This window comes from Parabacteroides sp. Y3-G-102 (assembly GCF_023656845.1).
GTDB lineage: Bacteria > Bacteroidota > Bacteroidia > Bacteroidales > Tannerellaceae > Parabacteroides > Parabacteroides distasonis.
In genome coordinates this window covers 1-19672 of sequence record NZ_JAMOKU010000006.1, presented here as the reverse complement: position 1 = coordinate 19672, position 19672 = coordinate 1, and the positions used below count along the sequence as shown (strand labels likewise).

At 46.3% G+C, this 19672-nt stretch carries 13 protein-coding genes; 1 reads left to right on the top strand and 12 read right to left on the bottom strand.

Going from position 1 to position 19672, the window contains the following annotated elements; all coding sequences use genetic code 11:
* Positions 1-33: 33 nt before the first annotated feature.
* The 12 genes from NBH16_RS04110 to NBH16_RS04055 all read right to left on the bottom strand — a co-directional run bounded on the left by NBH16_RS04110 (position 34) and on the right by NBH16_RS04055 (position 19249).
* Positions 34-3951, bottom strand: a complete 3918-nt coding sequence (locus NBH16_RS04110) for a T9SS type A sorting domain-containing protein (protein ID WP_250788140.1) — start codon at positions 3949-3951, stop codon at positions 34-36.
* A gap of 85 nt (positions 3952-4036) precedes the next feature.
* Complete coding sequence (locus NBH16_RS04105) at positions 4037-5800, bottom strand: hypothetical protein (protein WP_250788139.1); 1764 nt, start codon at positions 5798-5800, stop codon at positions 4037-4039.
* 19 nt (positions 5801-5819) lie between these two features.
* Positions 5820-6938 carry a hypothetical protein gene (locus NBH16_RS04100; RefSeq protein WP_250788138.1) on the bottom strand — a complete coding sequence of 373 codons (1119 nt, stop codon included), beginning with the start codon at positions 6936-6938 and terminating at the stop codon, positions 5820-5822.
* A gap of 17 nt (positions 6939-6955) precedes the next feature.
* Positions 6956-8170, bottom strand: coding sequence for a hypothetical protein (locus NBH16_RS04095; RefSeq protein ID WP_250788137.1), 1215 nt, complete (start codon positions 8168-8170; stop codon positions 6956-6958).
* A 23-nt stretch (positions 8171-8193) separates the two neighbouring features.
* A complete protein-coding gene (locus NBH16_RS04090; protein ID WP_250788136.1) occupies positions 8194-9375 on the bottom strand; it encodes a FimB/Mfa2 family fimbrial subunit in 1182 nt (393 codons plus the stop codon).
* A 49-nt stretch (positions 9376-9424) separates the two neighbouring features.
* Entirely contained in the window at positions 9425-13801 is a 4377-nt protein-coding gene (locus NBH16_RS04085; protein WP_250788135.1) for a hypothetical protein, read from the bottom strand.
* 229 nt (positions 13802-14030) lie between these two features.
* Entirely contained in the window at positions 14031-14327 is a 297-nt protein-coding gene (locus NBH16_RS04080; RefSeq protein WP_250788134.1) for a hypothetical protein, read from the bottom strand.
* Positions 14296-14760 (bottom strand): HU family DNA-binding protein, encoded by a 465-nt coding sequence (locus tag NBH16_RS04075; protein ID WP_250788133.1) that lies wholly within the window; start codon positions 14758-14760, stop codon positions 14296-14298. The genes NBH16_RS04080 and NBH16_RS04075 overlap by 32 nt, the downstream gene beginning before the upstream one ends.
* 157 nt (positions 14761-14917) lie before the next feature.
* Positions 14918-16285: a hypothetical protein gene (locus tag NBH16_RS04070; protein WP_250788132.1), complete on the bottom strand. Its 1368-nt coding sequence runs from the start codon at positions 16283-16285 to the stop codon at positions 14918-14920.
* 63 nt (positions 16286-16348) lie between these two features.
* Positions 16349-17317 (bottom strand): hypothetical protein, encoded by a 969-nt coding sequence (locus NBH16_RS04065; protein ID WP_250788131.1) that lies wholly within the window; start codon positions 17315-17317, stop codon positions 16349-16351.
* A gap of 47 nt (positions 17318-17364) precedes the next feature.
* The gene (locus NBH16_RS04060; protein ID WP_250788130.1) at positions 17365-18720 is read right to left on the bottom strand and encodes a tetratricopeptide repeat protein; all 1356 of its coding nucleotides are present in this window, start codon (positions 18718-18720) and stop codon (positions 17365-17367) included.
* 13 nt (positions 18721-18733) lie between these two features.
* Positions 18734-19249 carry a DUF3575 domain-containing protein gene (locus NBH16_RS04055; protein WP_250788129.1) on the bottom strand — a complete coding sequence of 172 codons (516 nt, stop codon included), beginning with the start codon at positions 19247-19249 and terminating at the stop codon, positions 18734-18736.
* Here NBH16_RS04055 and NBH16_RS04050 point away from each other — a divergent pair.
* Positions 19242-19592, top strand: coding sequence for a hypothetical protein (locus NBH16_RS04050; protein WP_250788128.1), 351 nt, complete (start codon positions 19242-19244; stop codon positions 19590-19592). The genes NBH16_RS04055 and NBH16_RS04050 overlap by 8 nt on opposite strands.
* The last annotated feature ends 80 nt before the right edge of the window (positions 19593-19672 follow it).

Genomic DNA, 19672 nt, shown 5'->3' with positions numbered 1-19672 from the left:
CTGTGTCCACTTCGCCTTGGCCACCTTGGTTTATTAATTGTTCATCAACTTGAATGTCTGTACATCGTTTTCAGTCTGAACCTTGACGATATTCATACCCTGGCCCAGAGGCATGCGTACCTCCGTGCTGTTCGGTTGTTTGCTTGCCAGCACTTGGCCTGCGGCGGTAACAATCTGCACGCTCCTGATGGTTTCGCTTGCCGAGATGACAGCCTCGCCGTCCTTGGCGTAAGCCTTGATGTTGGAAAGGCTGATGCCGGTGCTTCCGCTTGCCTTTGACTTGGTCTGCGGAGCGGGTTGCTGTTCCATGTAATCACCGGTAGTCATCATGTCCGGAGTGAATACAATTGTCAGTTCTTTTGTCGGCTGAAGTGCTTCTACAAAGAACGATTGGGTAGGAGCTACTTTAGCAGATAAATCATTAGCACTGATTTCTGTCAATTTTTCGTAATCAACTACCGAATTTTCTGCTATATTGCTGTTAACCTTTATGAAAGGTTTTAGCACGGAACTATTGTGTGAGTTGCTTAAGAATGCAGCAACATTCAAATGGCTCACAAACGGATTGCCTAACAAATAGCGAGTTTGTTCTGCCTTTCCAGTTATTGTTGACTGTAGGGTATCAGCATCATATGTAAATTTTCCAACTTTAGACATGTCTCGTGGAATGACTATTGTTCCGGACAACTCTATTCCTGCATTATTAACCTTTTTATAAAGAGAGTCTTCTTTACCGAATATAATTTCTAAAGGCTCAGAGGTATTCACATATTGATTCTTTACCGAATTTACCGCAATGCCCTCTGCGGTATTGATTTTGTGATCCAATATAGTGCGAATCTGTTTCCAACCATCTTCCCAAATAGAAGTGATAATAAAGGGGACAGATCTGTTCACATTTCCTATAAGAGTATCTCCCAACAACGGATTTTTATAATCCTGTTGTAACGGCTCCTTGCTTCCACTTTTTTTGTAGGCAAAGAAATCTCCAGAGAAACTTTCTTTCAGAGGAATTGAAACCATATTTGATCTTTCCGGATAAATGTTCAATGCCACCCATGCTTTATTATAGGTCAACAGATTCTGATTTATCAATTCTGCTCCCGGTTTCAAATAAATTCCGTTACATTCATAAATACCTCTTCCTCGCTCCAAAATCGGATAATGAATTCCATTTGAATTGTCTATCGAATCTTTGGAAGGAATAAGAACATTCGTACATGCCCCTGGAACTCCGTTACTCCAGTTATCCCAATCGTTCCAATCTGAAGAGTTGGTTCCTTTCCAAATTGTATAATCAGGATGTACTTCTATTATCAGATTCTGGTACACGTCAATTCCTTCTTCACGGATAGTACAATTGTAATATCCAGGAGTTATATCAAATGAGGCTTTACCATCAATAAAAACATACTCGTTCTTTCCATCAAACAGTGTGTACTGTTTTTCCGGATCATATCCTGCTATTTCAATCTCAGCATATGTAGCGCCACAGGGTACATCAGCATTCAAAACAACAAGTTGTGTTCCGCACGGATTCTTGTCCAAGCAATCGGGGGTTCCATCGCCATCTGTATCAGATTGAACAAATGCACCGAATACCTGCAACTCTACCAATGCATCTACCAAACCTCCCATATCCAGTTGGATTTCATCAAAAGGTTTGGTCGGTGTTACTGTTATCAGTGATTTGCCTGAACCACCAATCAAGTCCAACGACAACACTTCTGGTGCTATGTCTTCATCACCAGTTGCAACACCATTCAAGTAGGTTCTGATACGCAATCCTCGTAACAAATCCACATTGCCCACAAATGTTTGTTCTTTTATCACAAAGCCGGCTTGATAACCGTGTTCAAAAACACGATTGGTCTTTATAGACAATGAGGTATTGGCCGCCACTCCTGCTACTTTCCCAATATATGCAGAGGTTGTCATATCCCCGTCTATCACATTGCAAAGATTCCGCATCGTTGCCCCTACGTTAGCAACACCACCGAAACCTGTACGTCCATAATTTATAGATGCACCATGTTGTGTTGCCGATAGCATTGTCAAACAAGCTGCTGAAGAAAATTGGTTCAAACATGTGCTTGTTGCCGGTTCTTCAAAGGCGTAGTAGATTCTGTATTTGCTGATATTCAAACTAAGTACGCCAGCTGTCCAAATTGAAACCTGATTGAACGGTTTGGTCGCCACAAAACTGAAACGCATTTGATTGTCTTTATTTCCGATTAAATCAGCTGTGACAGCATCATTCTCATCCACCGGAGATGATTCCTGCAATTCTCCATTCAAATAAGTTTTGATGACAAAGAACTTCAGCAAATCAGCAGACAGGAACTGATCTGTAGCCTGCATGACAAAACCCACACGGCGAGGATTTTCTTCAGAAGCATCATAAATGGTCGGGCTTTGTACGCCATAAATGCTTGTATTGCTCAACAAATCCAAGCCTTTGGTATATTCAATATAGTTGGTCAAATCTTCATCCACAACATTAAACGCCTTATCAGGGTCTAAGTCTGGTGAAATACACAACAAGCATCCGCCACCTTTGGGAGTAAACGGTTCTACACCATTACCAACTATCGGACGATTACATTCATAAGAGATACCTGTAGGCTTATTATTGATGATGACTTGATCCATACAATTTCCCTTTTCAGCCTGAATGATGTATTCACCTTGTACGGTCATATTTTCTACCAAACCAGTAGAAGAAACGGTAGCATTCGCTCCATCCGGTTGACTTATAATGCTCCATTTGATACCGTCTATTCCGCTCAACTGGTAAGAGTATTGAGAACAAACGGCTACATCTGCACTTAACTTCAAATCGCAATCATCTTCCACTTCAACGTCTGCACTACGTGTGAAGGCATAGAAAATCTTCGTGCCACCCAAATCTATATTTAAACCGCCAAACTGGATTTTTATCTGCTGGCAAGGTTTAGTTGTTACCATGCTGACTGTACTCTTTCCACCGCTCAAGGCAGACAAACCTAATACAGAGACAATCTTTTTGGATTCCACTTCATTATCATTTTCATCATAGGTAGTCAGCACCGTATTGTTGAATAGTTCGATGGCAAGTACCGAACCGCTTTCCACCATGAAGCCAATTTCTGTATTGGCTGGGATAGTTTCACCGGCATTGATGGTAACATGAGGGTCTGTCAACAAGCCACTGATAAGACCGAATCCTACACCATCTGCTTCTGAATTTTTTCCGACCAACCTTTCTTTCTGATCCGGCCAATTCCACATGGCACTTGTCCATTCACTGGCAAGACCATTTGTTCTATGACCATGAACTGATGCGCTTTCATAATGAAAAGTCTTGGTGATTGGCTTCAATTCATTTGCACCGACGAAAGCGTAATAAAGTCTCATTTGCTTGAAGGCTTCTACATTCACACCGGCTACAGCCAGACGCACTTCATCGAACGGTTTTGTAGTACGGATAGAGACTTTTGTCTTTCCATCAGCAGCGATGGTTATCAAGTTCAGATCCAGCAGACCACTTTCTGAGCCTTCCATGACTGAACTTTCCTGTTTTTCGCCATCAAGATAAGTTTCAACAACGAACATTTTCAGCACATCTGCCGTCAGTAAATTGGTACCATCCGATACGCTTTGTATTACAAACCCGGCTTCCAGATCTTTTCCTGAATAGTCGTTTGCAATATCCTTGATGGAAATAATCTGGTGGTATGCGACATCAATTCCTGCCAATCCGCTTAAACTGGCATAATTATCCGTGTTGGAATCCAACAGGTTCGCCAATGCCGATTCCATACCCACCGCATCGACCAGACTTTTGTCTATCTGGTTGATGACACAGTTCTTTCCCACCAGCGGAGTCAATTTTTCGGGCACAACTTCTGCCGCCCGCAGGGAACCAAACAGACAGAAGAAAGCCATAAGCAAGAAACAAATCTTTTTCATTTCTCAACAGTTTTAAGTTAATACTAAAATCCTTTATACTATAATTTTAATATAATGATATTGTTAATAATAGCATCATTTTCACTTAGTTACTATTACTTGCACTGCTTTCCACTATCCACTCTACATTTTGGGTGGTTGATGAACTGAAATCGGGTATCAAGAATTTGATACAGGTCTGTTCTCCTGTATTATAGGTTGTCAATAACCCGTTATGTTCATTAATTCGCCATGTATTCGCATTAGTGATATTATACAATGGAATGAGGGCATAATAAAGTGGTCCATTTGCATCAATCCACTCTGTTACTGGTATGTTAAGACTGAGTTGTTCAATCAACTGCGTCATCACATAATGATAGCTAAAATAAACTGCAACCTTTTTATCGGTTGTATTATTCCATTCCAATTCACCTGTAGGCTTTACCCTATAAGAGTTTGAAACGTTAGGGGTAAGAGCCTGTCCCACAAAGCCGGATTCCGGAGTGTTGATACCGCTGATTGCGATTGAAGAGGCAAACGAAAAGTCACTGCTTTTCGTTCCCAACAGCAAAAAGGTGAAATTAGGTTCGCTGGTTGTCGCATCATTGATCGGTTGGTCAGCAACAACCATTTCTCTGGATTCTACCGCATTTAATGAGAAATCCAAAGAGGTCGGTATCTTATTTATTGTGAAACTAATTTTACTGCTACGATCCCATACACCCAATGCTGAATTTTGCAAACCGTTTTGTAAGGCTTCCATTATTTCTTGGCGTGTAGATGTATAAGATCCAGGATTTTGGGTAATTCCATTATCAACATATCCATAGTCCTTTTCCTTTATCCCATTAAGTATAAAAGTTAGAATTGATTCGTTATTCTCATCGACTATCGCATTTAACAAATTGAACAGAGCTTTTGGTTTCTCCTTACCTGTCTCGTTGGCGAACTTTCCATGCCAATTGGAGGCTTCACCTCGCTTCCATTGTTGGCTCAAATACTCTTGAGTCCAATAGGGATTCTCCTTTGTATAAACCTCCCAATAGCTATCCTTGTTTGCTTCCCACCAAGTAGCCAAAGCACTACCTGACTTAATAAAACTCTTTTCAAGCAGATAGGCATTGGGAAAGACAATGTCGCGAATCAGCAATGCCTTGAAACTTTTACCCATCTCGCTTGTCATGCCGGAGAACAGTTTCTTGCCTATTCCCAACGAATGATTTTCATCCAGCATACTTGCGTAGTATTTCTCCGAATAATCTTTTCCTTCTGCTTCTATGTCCTCCGGTATGCCGTAACCGCCAATGATGTGGCGAGACGCAAGACGACGAAGCATAACAGGGATTTGCCATCTCGTTGTATTTTGATCCGTTGGCACAGTAAATGTCTCAGAAAAGAAATAATACATATTGGTTTCACGGAACATGTCATTATCGGGAGCAGCGATGCGAGCCGTAGTCTTATCGTCTGTGCCGGTCAGCTTCTCTTGCGGTATGTTACCCAGATACACAATGGTATATGTTCCGCCACGTTCCAAATCTTTCCGATAGGTGCCTCCATAATACGGCCATTCCAGCCCTGTTCCTTCGGTATCGTCCAAGATTGTTTTAGTTTCTACCAGTGCATTATCTTTATACAGCAAAGTTTGTACCCGATAAATCGAGTTGCTGATTCCATCCACCGCAGCACGAGTCTGCATAGCCTCTTGCGGAACGAACGATACACGAACATATCCTTCGGGAACATCCGCCTCTGTTTCGGTATTCACCGTATTTCCCTCTTCTCCGAGCAGGTAATCTTCACTACAACCGGTCAAGGCAGAACCGCATAATGCCAATCCTGCCAATAGTATATATAGATGTTTCATGCCTTTAATCTGTTTTTTGTTATAAACCGCCATTCCAATCTCCTTCCTGATTTATATTGCCTTGGTTATCTCCAAATGAAACCGTGATTTTTGAACCGTCGCCAATCGTCAAGATGGTGCGGCGATTGGGGTAGATGGGAAATAGCTCGCTTGTTGAATACGTTTTTTCTTGTATTGTAATGGAAGTCATACCTGTAACTTCCGGCTCAGCAGCCTTGTAGTTTATCTTTTCATTGTCTGGAATATTCGAAGCTTCATAAGACTCGTACGCTTTTGTTGTCGTACATGGCAGATACACCATGTAGCCTTTTATCTCATTAATAAAAGCACCTCCACTAAATTCAATAGAAATTTCCGGATTAGAATTATGACTTGCAAAATCACTGCAATGATTTTGTGTACCGCTTTGTGTTTCAATTATCTGTGATAAATACAGATGATAATAGTCGGTATTTATCGTGCAATTTGCCGGTATGCTTTTTATATTATCTGCCCCTGTGGAGAAAACTACGGCTCCCATTTGGCGAGTCAGAACTACTTCCACCGGAACGAATTGATCGAGTTGCGAAGCTATTTCGCCTCCGGCTCCGTAAATCATAAACTGATCTTCTCCATCTGTGGGATAAGGGGCATAATTATTTTCATCTAGAGCTGCAATGTAGCAAGTTGTATAGAGAGATTTAGCTGCTTCAAGTTCTACGCCATTATAATAATCTGCGTTCCAAGACATTACTTTGGCTTTCTCCGCATAAGCTTTTTCATACGCCACTATGATATAAATGTAATTATTCTGTGTTCTATCAAGATTATCAATCGTAACGTAGCCTTCTGTAATTTCAACAGGTTCCCTGTCAAGTTTGAAATTGGGATAAGGATTATCCGGATCGGTTTGACTATCTTTAATTTGATCTTTGAACAGATAGAGCTTGGCTCCATATTTACTGAAGTCTATGTTCTCTATACCGTTTGCCGCACGGGTGCGCAGCCCCTCTATTCCACCTATATGGAACGTGACGGAGGATAGCTTGCCCCCGTTGGTTTCTGTTCCTATGGTATCTTCCGAGCAGGATGTCCAAAATGCAGCCATTAGGAGCATTAGCAACCCAGAGAGGATTCGGCTGTCATATATCTTTTTCATTGTCATATCGCTTTAATTTATTGCACAATCAGGTCAGGACCTTCTACGTCCGCTTCCCAGTTTACTTTTATTTTCAGATTATTCTTCACTAAATTGTCATAAGTCCCCTCCATCAAAATCCAGATGTTTTCAAGTAGGGTTATTTTGAAATCCTTTGAGATTTGTGTTACCGTTGCATCCGGACCAGCCGGTACTTCCTTGTCGGCACTGCGTACCAAATAACGGGATTTTTTTCCGTCTTCATATTCCAATTCGATATAGACATACGAGTTCTCAAAACGCAGCATGTCAGCGCAAAGGCGAATCTTCCCATCAGTATCAGGTGTAGCGGTCGCTACCTTCACTTCGTTAATTTCTTTCTCGAAAGGATTGCAATAACCAATCTCCGGAATAACTTCCATTCCTATTGGAGCCTTGTCCGTATATCGCTCTATCAGCAGGGTCGCTTTTGTCACATTTTGTGAAGTCATCTCGCTCAATGTGATGTCAAGACGTCCTGTCTGACGGCGAATGTCTGCGCCGTAGCTGGTATATTGGTCTTCATCATCTCCTACAATGATACCGTTTGTGATACCTCCAGTTAAATAATGGTTGTTTGTCGGGTCAATTAAAGCATTAGATCCATCTTGCGGATATGGCTCAGTACCGCCAAAAGCATCCAAAAATCCACCGTAGATTTCCTGCGTAACATTTTCATTGAAGGTCGGCACTTCTGGTGGTATAGATACAGCAATGGAAGCAAGTCTATCAGGTCCTAATTTTTCATTGAGGTTCTGAAGCACCTTGCCGGTATAATCAAAATTCGGCTTCACGCCATTCGAATTATAGGCATACGCATAAAGCCGATAAAATTTTCCTTTTTCAGGCACAAATTCAGCCGCTGCCGTATATCTCTTCTCCTTAAAAATATATCCTGTTTCCGTACTATAATCTTTGTTGACAAAACTGAGATCCACACTTTTTTTGAGTGCATAATCCTTATTATTCCGAGCATCCGACTCAAAAATGAGAAGGAGGCCCTTATCTACCACACATGTTCCAGAGGCATTAGTTTCACCATTGCCCACAACTTCACCCGTTCGTGCGTTCGACCTGGGCAGCGAAATTGTTATCATACATTTACCGTTTTCTCCGGTTGTTGTTCCTGCACCTCCCGATTCCATTATATCGTCGCTGCACGAAGAAGCGAACAGGGCCAGCAGGCATCCGCATAAAAAGAAATATCGTTTCATGTTATTCCGTTGTTTATTGTTCGTTAATCTGCCCATTCCAAATTTCCTTTCCAATCCCAGTTAGGAGATACGGTGATTACAATATTGCCATCTTCTCCCTCTTCCGGCCAGTCTATCGGCGCATCTTTTGTACCTATCGGGTAGAACCAGTTGGCGTTGATGGGGAAGCGGTAGGCTTCGCTTGTGGTGATGATACCGGTACCGCCTTCTGTTCCGCCATTGGTATTAGTATCTTTGTTTTTCACCCGCTTTGCCTGTATGACCTTGCCGTCTGCATCTGCCAAGACTACCCGGAGGGTATAATCTTTTACGTAGATGCTCTCATCGCTATACCCGGCTTCTGTCATTTCATCCGCCGTGGCAAAAGGTGCAATCATGGGGAGCACATACGAGCCTTTGGATACAACTGTTTCCGGTCCGAAATCCGTATCTTTCAAGTCTATTTGCACCAAGGTCTTATTGTCATCGTTTTCAGCAATAGGCTCCATGATGACATCCGCTCCCGATTGGGGTTTGGTGAGCCAGATACTCTTGTTCTGCGCCTTGTACAGCTCGATCCGCAGGGAGGACACATCTTTTCCATTCACCTGCTTAGGGATGTTCTTGAACCAGCCCATCACGCCTGCCACACGGCGGTAGAGGTCTATGGTGCCTGTTATCTGCCCTTTCTCTACAGGAGTGAGCACGGTGGAACCGCCGAAAAGCTCGGATACGGCGATGTCGTTACGACTCTTACCGGAAGCGAGCACCGCCTTGGCATCGCTTAACGTAGTTTGACCTACTTGCACCGCAGCGGGCAGACCGTAAGTATCGCCAGAACAGTTGTCCATACCTATGGCAAGAAAGGTATAGGGCTGTCCCGCCGTAAACTGATTGTACTGCACCGGGTGTGTCTTAGAGGCTGTATTTGCTCCGTTTGCAGGAGCTTTAATATCCTCCCAGTCCACCGCTTCGGAGGCTACACACTGGGCATCGTTTCCTGTTCCGTTGAAAATGTAGAGCTGCACCGTTTGGACGTGTTGCAGATTGTCCGGACCCGGTAGCTGGGTACGGGTTATCAAGCCCGGCGAGGCACTGAAGGTGAGAACCACCTGCGGCCTTCCGTCGTCGGGCGTGGGCATATCTTCCTGTCCGCAGCCGGCGGTTGCCAGACAGGTCAGGAAGAGAAGCGTTCCCTTGATTGTGTTCGATAATTTCAGACTCATATGCTTGTTTTTTATGTTTCATTCTACATTCTGTTCTTCAGCATCGTGTTTAGTAGCACGACACCTTGAATACCTTGGGTTCCTTTCCTTCCGGATACACCTTGATGATGTTCATACCGGAGGTCGGGCGAAGACGGTATTCCGTGCTTTCGCCATTGGCACGGTCTACGAGTGTACCGCTTGCCGAGTAGATCTCGCAGCGTTTCATCGGAGCGTTTGTCGAGCGGACAACGATGCGGTCTGTTCCCTCACGGTAGCAATAGCACTGGATTTCGCCATCAGAGATGGACTCGTTTGCCGTAGGATTGCCTTTTACAAGGAAGAAGCGGCCTACATTCGTGCTGAGCACACCCAGCGGAATCACTGTCTCGGCTGCTTCCAGCGGGTAGCTCTTCTGAAGCTGGATATCCGAAAGATACCATCCGTCCCATTCTCCGCTTCCGCTTTTCCGTATGGTCAGGGAAACCGTTTCCGGTGTTTGTAGGTAGAAGCCCAAGGGGATTCTGTCTGCCCCATCCAACTGTTGGATGTCGAGCGATTTGCCGCCAGCCACGCTGAACAGGGCGATGGCCGGGCGCACCTCGTTATCGACCAGCAGTTCGGCATCCTCACCCGGAACGTAGGCTTTCGAAGCTACCGGAGAGAGACGTACCAAGGTGTTGGCAACGTGCTTGCCGGCAGTTGCGCTCAGGTTCAAGTCCGAATGGTTTTCGGTTGCCAATCGATGGCTCTTCAGCAAAGATCCCGGAGCCGAAGCCAGCATATCAGCCGTGTAAGTGACATCCAAAGTTTGGGCATCGTTTGCCACCGTCACGAAGACCGATTGCATCGGAGCGATATGCGTATAGTCCGCTCCATTGCTGACCAGTTGGCCATCGACCAATATCTGTGAGTTGGCGTTGTTGCCATCGTACACCTTGACAGAAGTGATTTTGTTTGCGGTCATGAATTTCTCAATATCGATATGCGCCATAAAGGGATTTCCCGCCAAGAAGGTGGTTCCTGCCTCTTTGTTGGAGAGCGCAACGGTAAAGGGGAAATCCACCGTTTCTTTTTCATTCTCACAAATGAAGCGGCCAACGTTATCGCGGTTGATTGTCTCCTTGATGCCGGTCGGTTGGTTTTGATCCGTCACATATTCATATTCAGTATGGGTCTTCGGGAAACGGAAGGTAAGCGATTGGCTTGCCGTGCCCTTAGCAGCCTTCATCGAGAAACCTTCGCCCGGCTCATACTTTTCTGCCAAGGCGTTGAACGGTGGTGTCCAGCGGGTTTCATCAGGAGCTACCTCTATCAGACTGCCTGATATAGGCTTTCCTTTAGCGTTGGTCGCCCACAAGCGTTGATAGACGCGTGGGTTGAAACGGTTCTGGGGAGCGTTGTTGGCATTTGCTTCGGTAAATACCGCTGGGTTTCCTCCTCTCGGGATAAACATATCGCCCGTTACCATCCCATGCAAGGGGGCGGAAAGCATGTAGTAACGGTCCGCATCGAGTGTCATATCGACAGAGGCTTGCTTATAGGTCAGTAAGTGGGTATTCACCACTTCGGCACCCATCTCGAAATGGATAAGATTACAAAGGTTCTCCGATGCGTCTGTCAAGACCGGATAGTGCGTACAGTCAGCCGGAATGATCACATTCGAACAAGCTAACGGTGAACCTTCCGTCCAGTTGTCCCAATTGTTCCAATCGTTATCTACACTACCATTCCATTTCGTTTGAAGCGGATGTACCGTGAACGTTTTGGATGCGCTTTTTGTACCGTCTTGTGTCGTAACGGTTAAAGTGAGATTATGTCCCGCATTCGGCATCGTGCCGCTCCAAGTGCATTGCCCGTTGTCACCTGCTGATACCTCTATGTTATTGAAACCCTGCACGGGGCATGAGATCTTGTAAATACTACCGGCTGTGCCTTTGATGGTAACAGTCTGTTTGTCCTGCTGGCAAAGATGCTCGGCAGAGAGCGAGAAATCAATGTCGCCCGGCACAACGGGCACATCGGGTCCGCAGCTGTTCTCGTCCTCACAATCGGGGATACCATCGCCGTCGGCATCGTTACGGACAAACAGACCGTAAAGTTTAAGGCCGCTTAGAGCTTCAACCAGTGTACCCGTTTGTATCCTTACCTCGTCGAAAGATTTTGTGGGGTTCAGCAACAGGTAAATCTTATCGCCATAACCTATGGCATCCAGTCCCAACACGCTCCAGCCTTTCTTCTCGTCACCGGTCTCTGTGCCTCGGTAATAGGTTTTCATTGTCCAACTATTGATTACGTCCAAATTGGCGAGATAGGTTTCTTTGTCCATAATAATGCCGATCTGCTGGTTCTTACCGAACGTACGGCCCAGCTTGACGGCATATTTCACGGCAGCTCCCACCTTGATTCCGTCCGAATAAGTGTAAGAATCCCGATTGTCATCAATCAGACGCTGCAAATCTTTGATAAAAGTAGCTGCTCCTGCAAGTCCGGTGAAGCCGGTCTCGTCGTAATTGATAGAGGCTCCGGTTGTCTCCGTGGAGATAATCGTACTGCCGCATCCCAACGGATCGTCGGTATAGCAATAACTACCGGCATCGTTCATAAAAGCTCCATAAATGCGCAAGGCATTGAGCTGCAAATCCAATACGCCGGATTTCCATAACGTAATCTCGTCAAACTCTTTATTGGCAGGCACTTCCACACTAAGGCGTACCTTTTGCACCTGATTGTTGCCAATCAGTCCGGCCGAAACGGTGTTCCAACGGCTAACCACTGCTTCGTGCACATACTGCTGCGTCTTGTTGCTGTACAAACGAATCTTATAGTATTCCAAGGCATTGAGTCCCAACACTCCACTGTTCATTTCCACCACGAAGCCGACACGTTTTCCGTTTGTGCCGCTTGTCCACATCGGTTCGGCTGTTTTCTTTTTCACGCCGATGATTTGCATGTTATTGGCTAAAGACAATCCACCAACATATTCGGCATAGGTGCTCATATCCTGATCTATGATATTATTCGGATTTTTCAAATCAGAGATGCTTATCAACGAGCCACTTGAGTCATGAATGTTGCCGGCAAGTTCCATTTCGTCCGCAATCGGCTTGTTGCATTCAGGATTGACAGACTGTTGAATACCTTTGGTAAGGGTAACGGTTCCTGAACATCCGTCACTCGCCGTAGCTTTGAAAACATATTCGCCTGTCACACCGGGAGTCATATTGGTTACTTTGCCGGTAGAGGAAACCTGTACGGAATTATCGCCCGCAGGCTTGTTTTCCAAAGTCCAAGTGACGCTTCCGTCAGAGGGTTGGAGTTGGTATTCCGTCTCTTCCGGGCAAATCACAGGATTCATGCTGAGGTTCAGATCGTGGTGGTGGGGCACCTCTGGCTCTTCTTCGATATAGCCATAGCAGAAGGAGAGTTTAGATATATCCAACAATCCACCTAATAATCCATGATCAATGATAAGTTCTACTTTATTAAATTTTCGCTCAGCTTGGATAGATATATCATAATCAGTTGTTCCTATAAGACCTACTTTTAATAAATCTCCATTGACGATTGTTTCTTGACTACTACTACCGTCAATTAATTTAAATTTCATAGATTTTGCAATATTCAGAGATAGTAAGGTCTCTGATTTAAACTTAAAACCCACTCTTGTTCCTTTCGGGAAATTTCCAAATTCAGAGAGAGTTATATAGCTTTCTTTAACTAAGATCCCTCTTGTAGCAAATGAACATGTGTTGGTTAGGATTGTATCAATTGCATTATCTTTAGTAAATAATCCTGCATCTACTTGAATACCGTCAAAATTGTTTGTAGTCAGCGTTTTCTTCCTTTCATCTCCCACAAAAGCATATTTCACCTTTGTGGCACTAAGGGCACTTACATCGACACCTTCCACAAACAAACCAATCTCGTCGAAAGGCTTTGTTGATTGGGCAGTAAGTGAAAGCGTTGCATCGCTTGCACCCATTTGTATCAAGCTGAGCGACAATAATTCTTTGTCTGACTGCTCTACGGTTACACCCTCTTGGAGTTGCCCGTCAAGATAGAAATAGACTTTTACATTTCCTAAAAGATCCACTTTGAGAAGATTGCCGGATTCATTCACCACGCAAAACCCCGCCTTTGTCCCTGCCGGATAGGTATGTTTCAGGTCTTTTACACTGACAATGGGGTCAGAGAGCACACCCACTTTGGCCAATCCCGCCAAGGTAGCAAAATTGTCCAGATTCTCATCCAAGAGGTTGTTCATCTCATTCGTGCCCGAAGCCACGTCCACGACGTTAATCATCGTGTTGATCATGCAGTCGGGCGCAATTAACGCTTTGCGAGGGAAACGTGGATTCTCGACCACGATTTCTCCCGCCATGACATTCATTCCGATTGCCAGCAATAGCGACAAGGCCATTGCCCTTAGTTTCAATCTTTTCATTCCTGTTTATTATTTTACTTTTTATATTTATATCGTCGTTATATCTGTTGTCAATCCTATGTCTTGTCGCTTCTTCAAGCCATCCTTGGAACGGTACGGGTATAAACGGACCATTCCCCTCGCTGCGCCTTTCTTTGGGCGCAACGAGGGGAACGGAAAACTTCTTTCTATGAATCGTATCTTATGTGGGGAAGAACTATGCTAATCCTTCAACATACGCTTTGAAAGTTCATAACACCTCATTCTCTGTTTCTTTTTCCCCTCCTTGCAAAGATTGTTTTCCGTCATGTTCCAAGATGTCAAAGAGCGATTTGTTTTTTTTCTGTTCGGGACGGGCGGCTTCTGCCGGGTTGCCCGAACGGTTGTCGTGAGTCGCCCGACTCGCAGTTCTGAGTTGCCCGACTCGCTGATTTGAGTTGCCCGACTCACGGAAAGGGGTTGAGCAAACAGCCGGAACGGGGCGGGCAATCGGATGTCTAATGGAGCCGACAGCGTTATTCGATGACGGGGCGATCGTCGCCTTCATCGATCTCGTCGGGACTTTCGGAGTCGGTGGAGGTGCTGCCTTCCACGATTTTGTTGAGCCATACGAAGTCGGCCTTCTGCATGGCGGTTTTCAGCTCGTCGCCGGGCTGGAAGTTGATGTTCACCGTCTTCACGTTGCGGGCAGAGAGGGCTTCTTTTGTGTCGGCTCCCTCGGTGCTGAGGGTGACGTTAAAGGTTCCCCAGTTGCCCAACTTCACGCTTTTGCCGTCGAGCAGGAGACGTTGCACCACCTTGCGCAGCTGGCGGATAGCCATTTGCGCTTCCATAGGATTGAGAGTAGTATCGTCGGCAATCATTTCTGCCACTTCGCTCTCGCCCACCAGCTTGGTGGTGTATTGCACGGGATACCACTTCATAGGGTCTTTCGGCTTTACCGGGTTGCGGCGTTGCACGGGTTTCAGGAAGATACTCATGGTGATTGTTGTTTTTGAGATGAATAGTAAAAATATGATTGTGCGTTCACATTATGCAAATAATCCGGAGGCCTCCGGGGGCTCGGCCCTTGGAAACTTCCGGATTATATTAGATTTATGAAACAGGGTTCATAAATGAGGTTACATGAGGGGGAGATTAGATTTCCGGCTCAATGTCTAACTGATTGATTACTTCCCAGTTATCGTTTACACGAAGAGTCAGAATCTGTCCCTTGCTCAAATCTTCAGGATTCTCAGGATCTGTTGGATCTGTTGGATCTGTTGGATTAGCAACGTCTTTTCTACCGATAGTGTAAAGGTGGTTACGAACAATACTGTAAGAAGATACAGATTCATTTGCAATCTCAGTGTCATTTTCAAGACCAACAACACCAGTTTGTTTTGTTTTCAAGTTTACAGTCCAAGTTCTAAGGATTGTCGCAGTCTTATCTTCTCCTGATACTAGTTGTAACTCAAAGGTCTTTGCATTCTTGTTTGCGAAAGGAATTACGAACTCACCGGCGAAGACAGTTCCTTGAATGGCATCAAATTCTCCCTTGTCTTTTATAGTTTGAGGAATAGCCCAAGTATCGCCTTTACCCAATACACCATCATTATTTGAATCGCCAGCTGTAAACCAATCCTCCAATTTGATATTATAAACGACGAAGCCTTCTGAACCTCCTTTAAATTTAGCATCACTAGTTCCAGGAGTTTCACCATTGACAACGTATTTCACGTTGTTGTCACTTACTCTGAAATCTGTATTGAACTTGGTCATATTAACAGCCATATTCTTATTAGCAGCAACCAAACGCAAGTGAGTTGCTTTTGTTCCGTCAGGACCTACAGCTGGGATATTCATGAAATAACCGAAAGCACCTGCTACCTGGCGATGCAAATATAGGATGTTGTTATCAGGTTTATCTGTTACAATAGTAAAATTTCTATCATTACCTACCGTAATCTTAGCAATGCTACCTGCGAAGATTTCCTCTGCATCACCATTGGTGCTAGCCTTAATTGATTTAAATTTTGCAGCCTCGCCCCAGTCTTTCACAATGTTTGTCAGTCCCGGATCATAGGTATAAACTGAACTTACTGAGTTATAACCTACCGCATACACCATGTAATCACCCGGAGCAAGACCTTTGTTTGTCGGTTCATCAGGATTAATTTCTTTCTTCAGGTTCAAAGAAGCGTACTTGCCATGATCAGATTTATTATCGGGGTCACCTCCATAATTCTGACCATTATTTTGCCAGTCATCGAATGTTTTTTCGAAAACACAACTTTCAATAGCCAGACCATTCAGTTTGAAGATAGCCAGCTTCACTTTGTCGATTTTCTGACCAGCTTCAGAGCTATACAAAGGACGTGCAGCACGAGTTGTCAAACCATCGCCAGTGTTAACTACCTTCATAATGAGTTCCTGCCCTTCGAAGTCAGCAGATGAGTTACCGTTGTTGATAACATCATCTTCGTTACTACATGCAGAGAACAGGAGCATACCTGCCGCTGCCATACATAGATACTTTTTCATTTTGTTGAAAATTAAATTAAACAATTATTTGATTAAACTCTGTTTTTATTCTTCTACGATCAGTCCGTGTATTTCTTCCCAGTTGTCGTTCACCAGTACATAGATGTCAAACTTGCCACCCGGTTCCGGCTTTGGATCTGGATCGGGCTCTGGATCGGGCTCTGGATCTGGATCAGGCTCTGGATCTGGATCTGGATCTGGATCTGGGTCGTCTTCCTTCATATAGACATACTTCACCACTGTAATCTCGTTTCGTCCCATCGTGATGCGGATATCCTCCGGCAGCAGGCTGCTGTTGGCACGAGCCATGGGCGAAGCCGGTGCGTTGTCGGCATCGTGGAACGCCACCTTGAGCGTGGATTTCTCGAAGCCTTTCGAGGGACCGGTCAGCGTATGGGTCGTGATATGGTTCTTCTCCGTCCAATGGGTACGGCTGGTCAGATCCGTCAGGCGGTCGTATTTGAGACCGGTGGCAACGAAGCTATACACGTCGCATATCGTTTTATCGGAGAGGTCGATATAGTCCGGCAGGTTCTCCGCCACGATGATAAGGTGGCCTTTGGTGCGCTCCAGCTCCACGGTGTGATGCTCCGACCCCAAGGCGTATTCCACCTCGGCATCCGCCAGATAGACATCCCGGCTCGCTGCGTCAGCGTGCTCCAGCTCGGCGGCTGTGAGGTCATCGCCTAACGGTTCCTCGCTTTTCAGGTTTCCCCATACCGTGACGTGGTATTTGCCGTAGGGCAGATCAATCGGCATATCTATCACCTCCTCGTTGGCATCGCCCGTCACCTCGTAGGTGGCATGCTCCGCCACGGTGTTTCCGGCCTCGTCACGCACGATATAATATAAGGTAGAGACATACTCCCGGAAAGGCAGGTTGTCGGCCTTCTTCTCGATCAGCCCTTTGGCCGCCACGCTGTTCTCGTTGAAATAGTTCTTGTCTTTCACTGCCAGCGTGATGCGCATGGGCGGACACTCCGCTATCTCGTCGCGGATGCAGGAGGTAAGCACCAGCCCCACGGCCAGTGCGGACAGCAGGTATGCAAACGCTTTCTTCATCATTCTGCGCCCTCCACCTTTAACCGTTTGCCTTCGATGTCGGGATAGCGTCCGGGCAACTGGCGGAGCATGCTGCGTGCGGCATCCTCGTTGCCGGTGCGCAGGTAGAGCACAGCCAAGTTGTTCTTCGCCGTCTCGGAATCGGGGAAGTATTTCAATATCGTCTGATAGACCTCGATTTTCTCCGCATCGGTTTGCATGAGCGTGCTAACTTTCAGCAGTTCCGGTTCGTTGAACGCGTCGGGGCGTTTGGCGTACATGTCAAGCAGTTCATCGTCGGTGGTGAAGCTCTTGATGGTATAAGAGTAGGTGTATTCCACCTTGCGGTCTTTCGACAGGTATCTGTCACGGATTGTGTTCCAGCAGTCGAGGCGGCGGATATGGCGTTCCTGCACGTCGTCGTTCTGGTCGGCAAACCGCTCCAGAATGTCTTTCACCTTGACGGAGTCGGGATTTCCATCCTTTGTCATGGAGTCGAGCACCGGCCTCCAGCCTTCGGGACGGGAATCTATCCTGATGACGTTCTTCTGTGCCGAAGTCAGACTCAAACGGTCGGCAACCCAGTCCTTGGCAGCGTTGGCACGGTTCTCAGCCAGACGGGTGTTGAAAGCCAGCGAGCCGTCGGCCGAAGCCATACCGCTGATGGTAAACGAGTTGACCGTTGCCAGCGTGTCTTTCAGCACCGGGGTCAGGGTTTCCAGCATGGCTTCCAGCTCGGAACGGTTGTTGCCCAACCCCAAATTGATATCGTATTTATTAATCTCGAAAGCCAGACGGGCCTCACCCTTGCCGTCCACCACTTTCGGACGCACCACGAACTGCGGTTCCATCCATTGGATATAAAGCGAAGGACGCCCGATGGATGCCACCTCGATGGTGTCGATGCCGGTGCACTCGCCACAGCCGTCGGTAGAGACCACCGCCACCACACGGGCGGTATCGACCCCGGCGGGAAGAACGACTGTTCCGTTGTAGGGCAGCTCGAACGAGGCGGAGGTGTTGTCCACCTTGCGGATGCCGGCGGCAAGCGTGTCGGTATAGTTTTCCAGCACTTCACGGCGTTTGAGTTTCTTACTGTAGATAGGTGCGTCCACCACCAATGGCAGGTATTCGTCCTTCACCGTGTCGCCCACCACGAGTTGGGGAACGATGACCAGACGGCTACGCTTGGTAAAATAGTTTTCCGGTACATGGAACACCACGTCCATATCGGCGTTCCGCCCGTCTTCGGGAACCAGTACGCAAGCCGCCGGCGTAACCCTTATGCCGCTTCCCGCCTGACGCTGGGAGGCGCAACCGGCAAGCAGCCCGGCAGAGGCAGCGAGCAATGTAATATATTGTATCTTCGATTTCATGTCAGTTCAACCTTTAGAAAGTGTAAATCAATGAGATGGCAGCCTTTGTGGGGCCGAAGTAGTTCTTCGTCTTGTCCTCGTGGCATTTCTCGCAAATGGTCCGGGGACTCTCCTTGTACCACAGGCGGGCGTAACCGATGCCGATGGCGGCCTCCAGGTTCCAGTGAGGGGAAAGAATCCAGTCGTATCCGTAGGTGAAGCCGCCCCCTGCCAGATAACCGTCATAGCGTTTCTTCTTGAACCCGCCGTAATACTGCGCCCCATGCAGGTGGACACTGACGAAGTGGCCTTCAAATTTTTCACAGAACCAGTACTTCAGTTCCGGCTGCACCAGCCAGAAACGCATCTTCTTGTCGTCCTTGAACGTCCAAGGGTTGTAGGCACCAGCCAGTTCCAGCGTATATTTCGGACTGAGTGCCACTTCCACACCCACGTTAGGCGTGGTGGTCAGCCAGAACAGCCCGTTCGTCTTCAAGGCGACATCCTGTCCCCATGCGGCAGTACATGTAAACAAGCATATCATGCACATCAAGCTGAAAAGTTTTTTCTTCATTCTATTTATTTATGTTTTATATTCGTTTCTATCACAAACCGGTCTTCTTTTCCCTCTCGACCAGCGCTTCGTGTCGGCGTATCAGTTCGGGATAGTGTCGTCGCACGTATCCTCCGATGCTATTGTAAACCAGCCCCAAGCGGGCGGCTATCGATTTCAGGCTTTCGCCCGTCGTCTCATACAGGCGGAGGGCCTCGCCGTATTTTTCCTCGGCCTTGCTCGCCGTGAGTTTGCCGTTCCTGTCGCGCTTCATCCCGAGTGTCCCTGCCAGCTCCGGGCTCACCCGATAAATCAGGGGGAAAATTCTTTAATTCTATAGAAAATTTGCACCTTTGTACCATGAACAATCAAGGACTATTAGCATTGGCACAGTTGATTCTGCCATCAGAGATACTTTCA

Bases quoted from the DNA above. Each gene is read 5' to 3' on its own strand.
- NBH16_RS04090 (WP_250788136.1), bottom strand. From the start codon at position 9,375: ATGAGTCTGAAATTATCGAACACAATCAAGGGAACGCTTCTCTTCCTG.
- NBH16_RS04105 (WP_250788139.1), bottom strand. From the start codon at position 5,800: ATGAAACATCTATATATACTATTGGCAGGATTGGCATTATGCGGTTCT.
- NBH16_RS04050 (WP_250788128.1), top strand. From the start codon at position 19,242: ATGCACATCAAGCTGAAAAGTTTTTTCTTCATTCTATTTATTTATGTT.
- NBH16_RS04060 (WP_250788130.1), bottom strand. From the start codon at position 18,720: ATGAAATCGAAGATACAATATATTACATTGCTCGCTGCCTCTGCCGGG.
- NBH16_RS04055 (WP_250788129.1), bottom strand. From the start codon at position 19,249: ATGTGCATGATATGCTTGTTTACATGTACTGCCGCATGGGGACAGGAT.
- NBH16_RS04110 (WP_250788140.1), bottom strand. From the start codon at position 3,951: ATGAAAAAGATTTGTTTCTTGCTTATGGCTTTCTTCTGTCTGTTTGGT.
- NBH16_RS04075 (WP_250788133.1), bottom strand. From the start codon at position 14,760: ATGAGTATCTTCCTGAAACCCGTGCAACGCCGCAACCCGGTAAAGCCG.
- NBH16_RS04085 (WP_250788135.1), bottom strand. From the start codon at position 13,801: ATGAAAAGATTGAAACTAAGGGCAATGGCCTTGTCGCTATTGCTGGCA.
- NBH16_RS04100 (WP_250788138.1), bottom strand. From the start codon at position 6,938: ATGAAAAAGATATATGACAGCCGAATCCTCTCTGGGTTGCTAATGCTC.
- NBH16_RS04095 (WP_250788137.1), bottom strand. From the start codon at position 8,170: ATGAAACGATATTTCTTTTTATGCGGATGCCTGCTGGCCCTGTTCGCT.
- NBH16_RS04070 (WP_250788132.1), bottom strand. From the start codon at position 16,285: ATGGCAGCGGCAGGTATGCTCCTGTTCTCTGCATGTAGTAACGAAGAT.
- NBH16_RS04080 (WP_250788134.1), bottom strand. From the start codon at position 14,327: ATGAAGGCGACGATCGCCCCGTCATCGAATAACGCTGTCGGCTCCATT.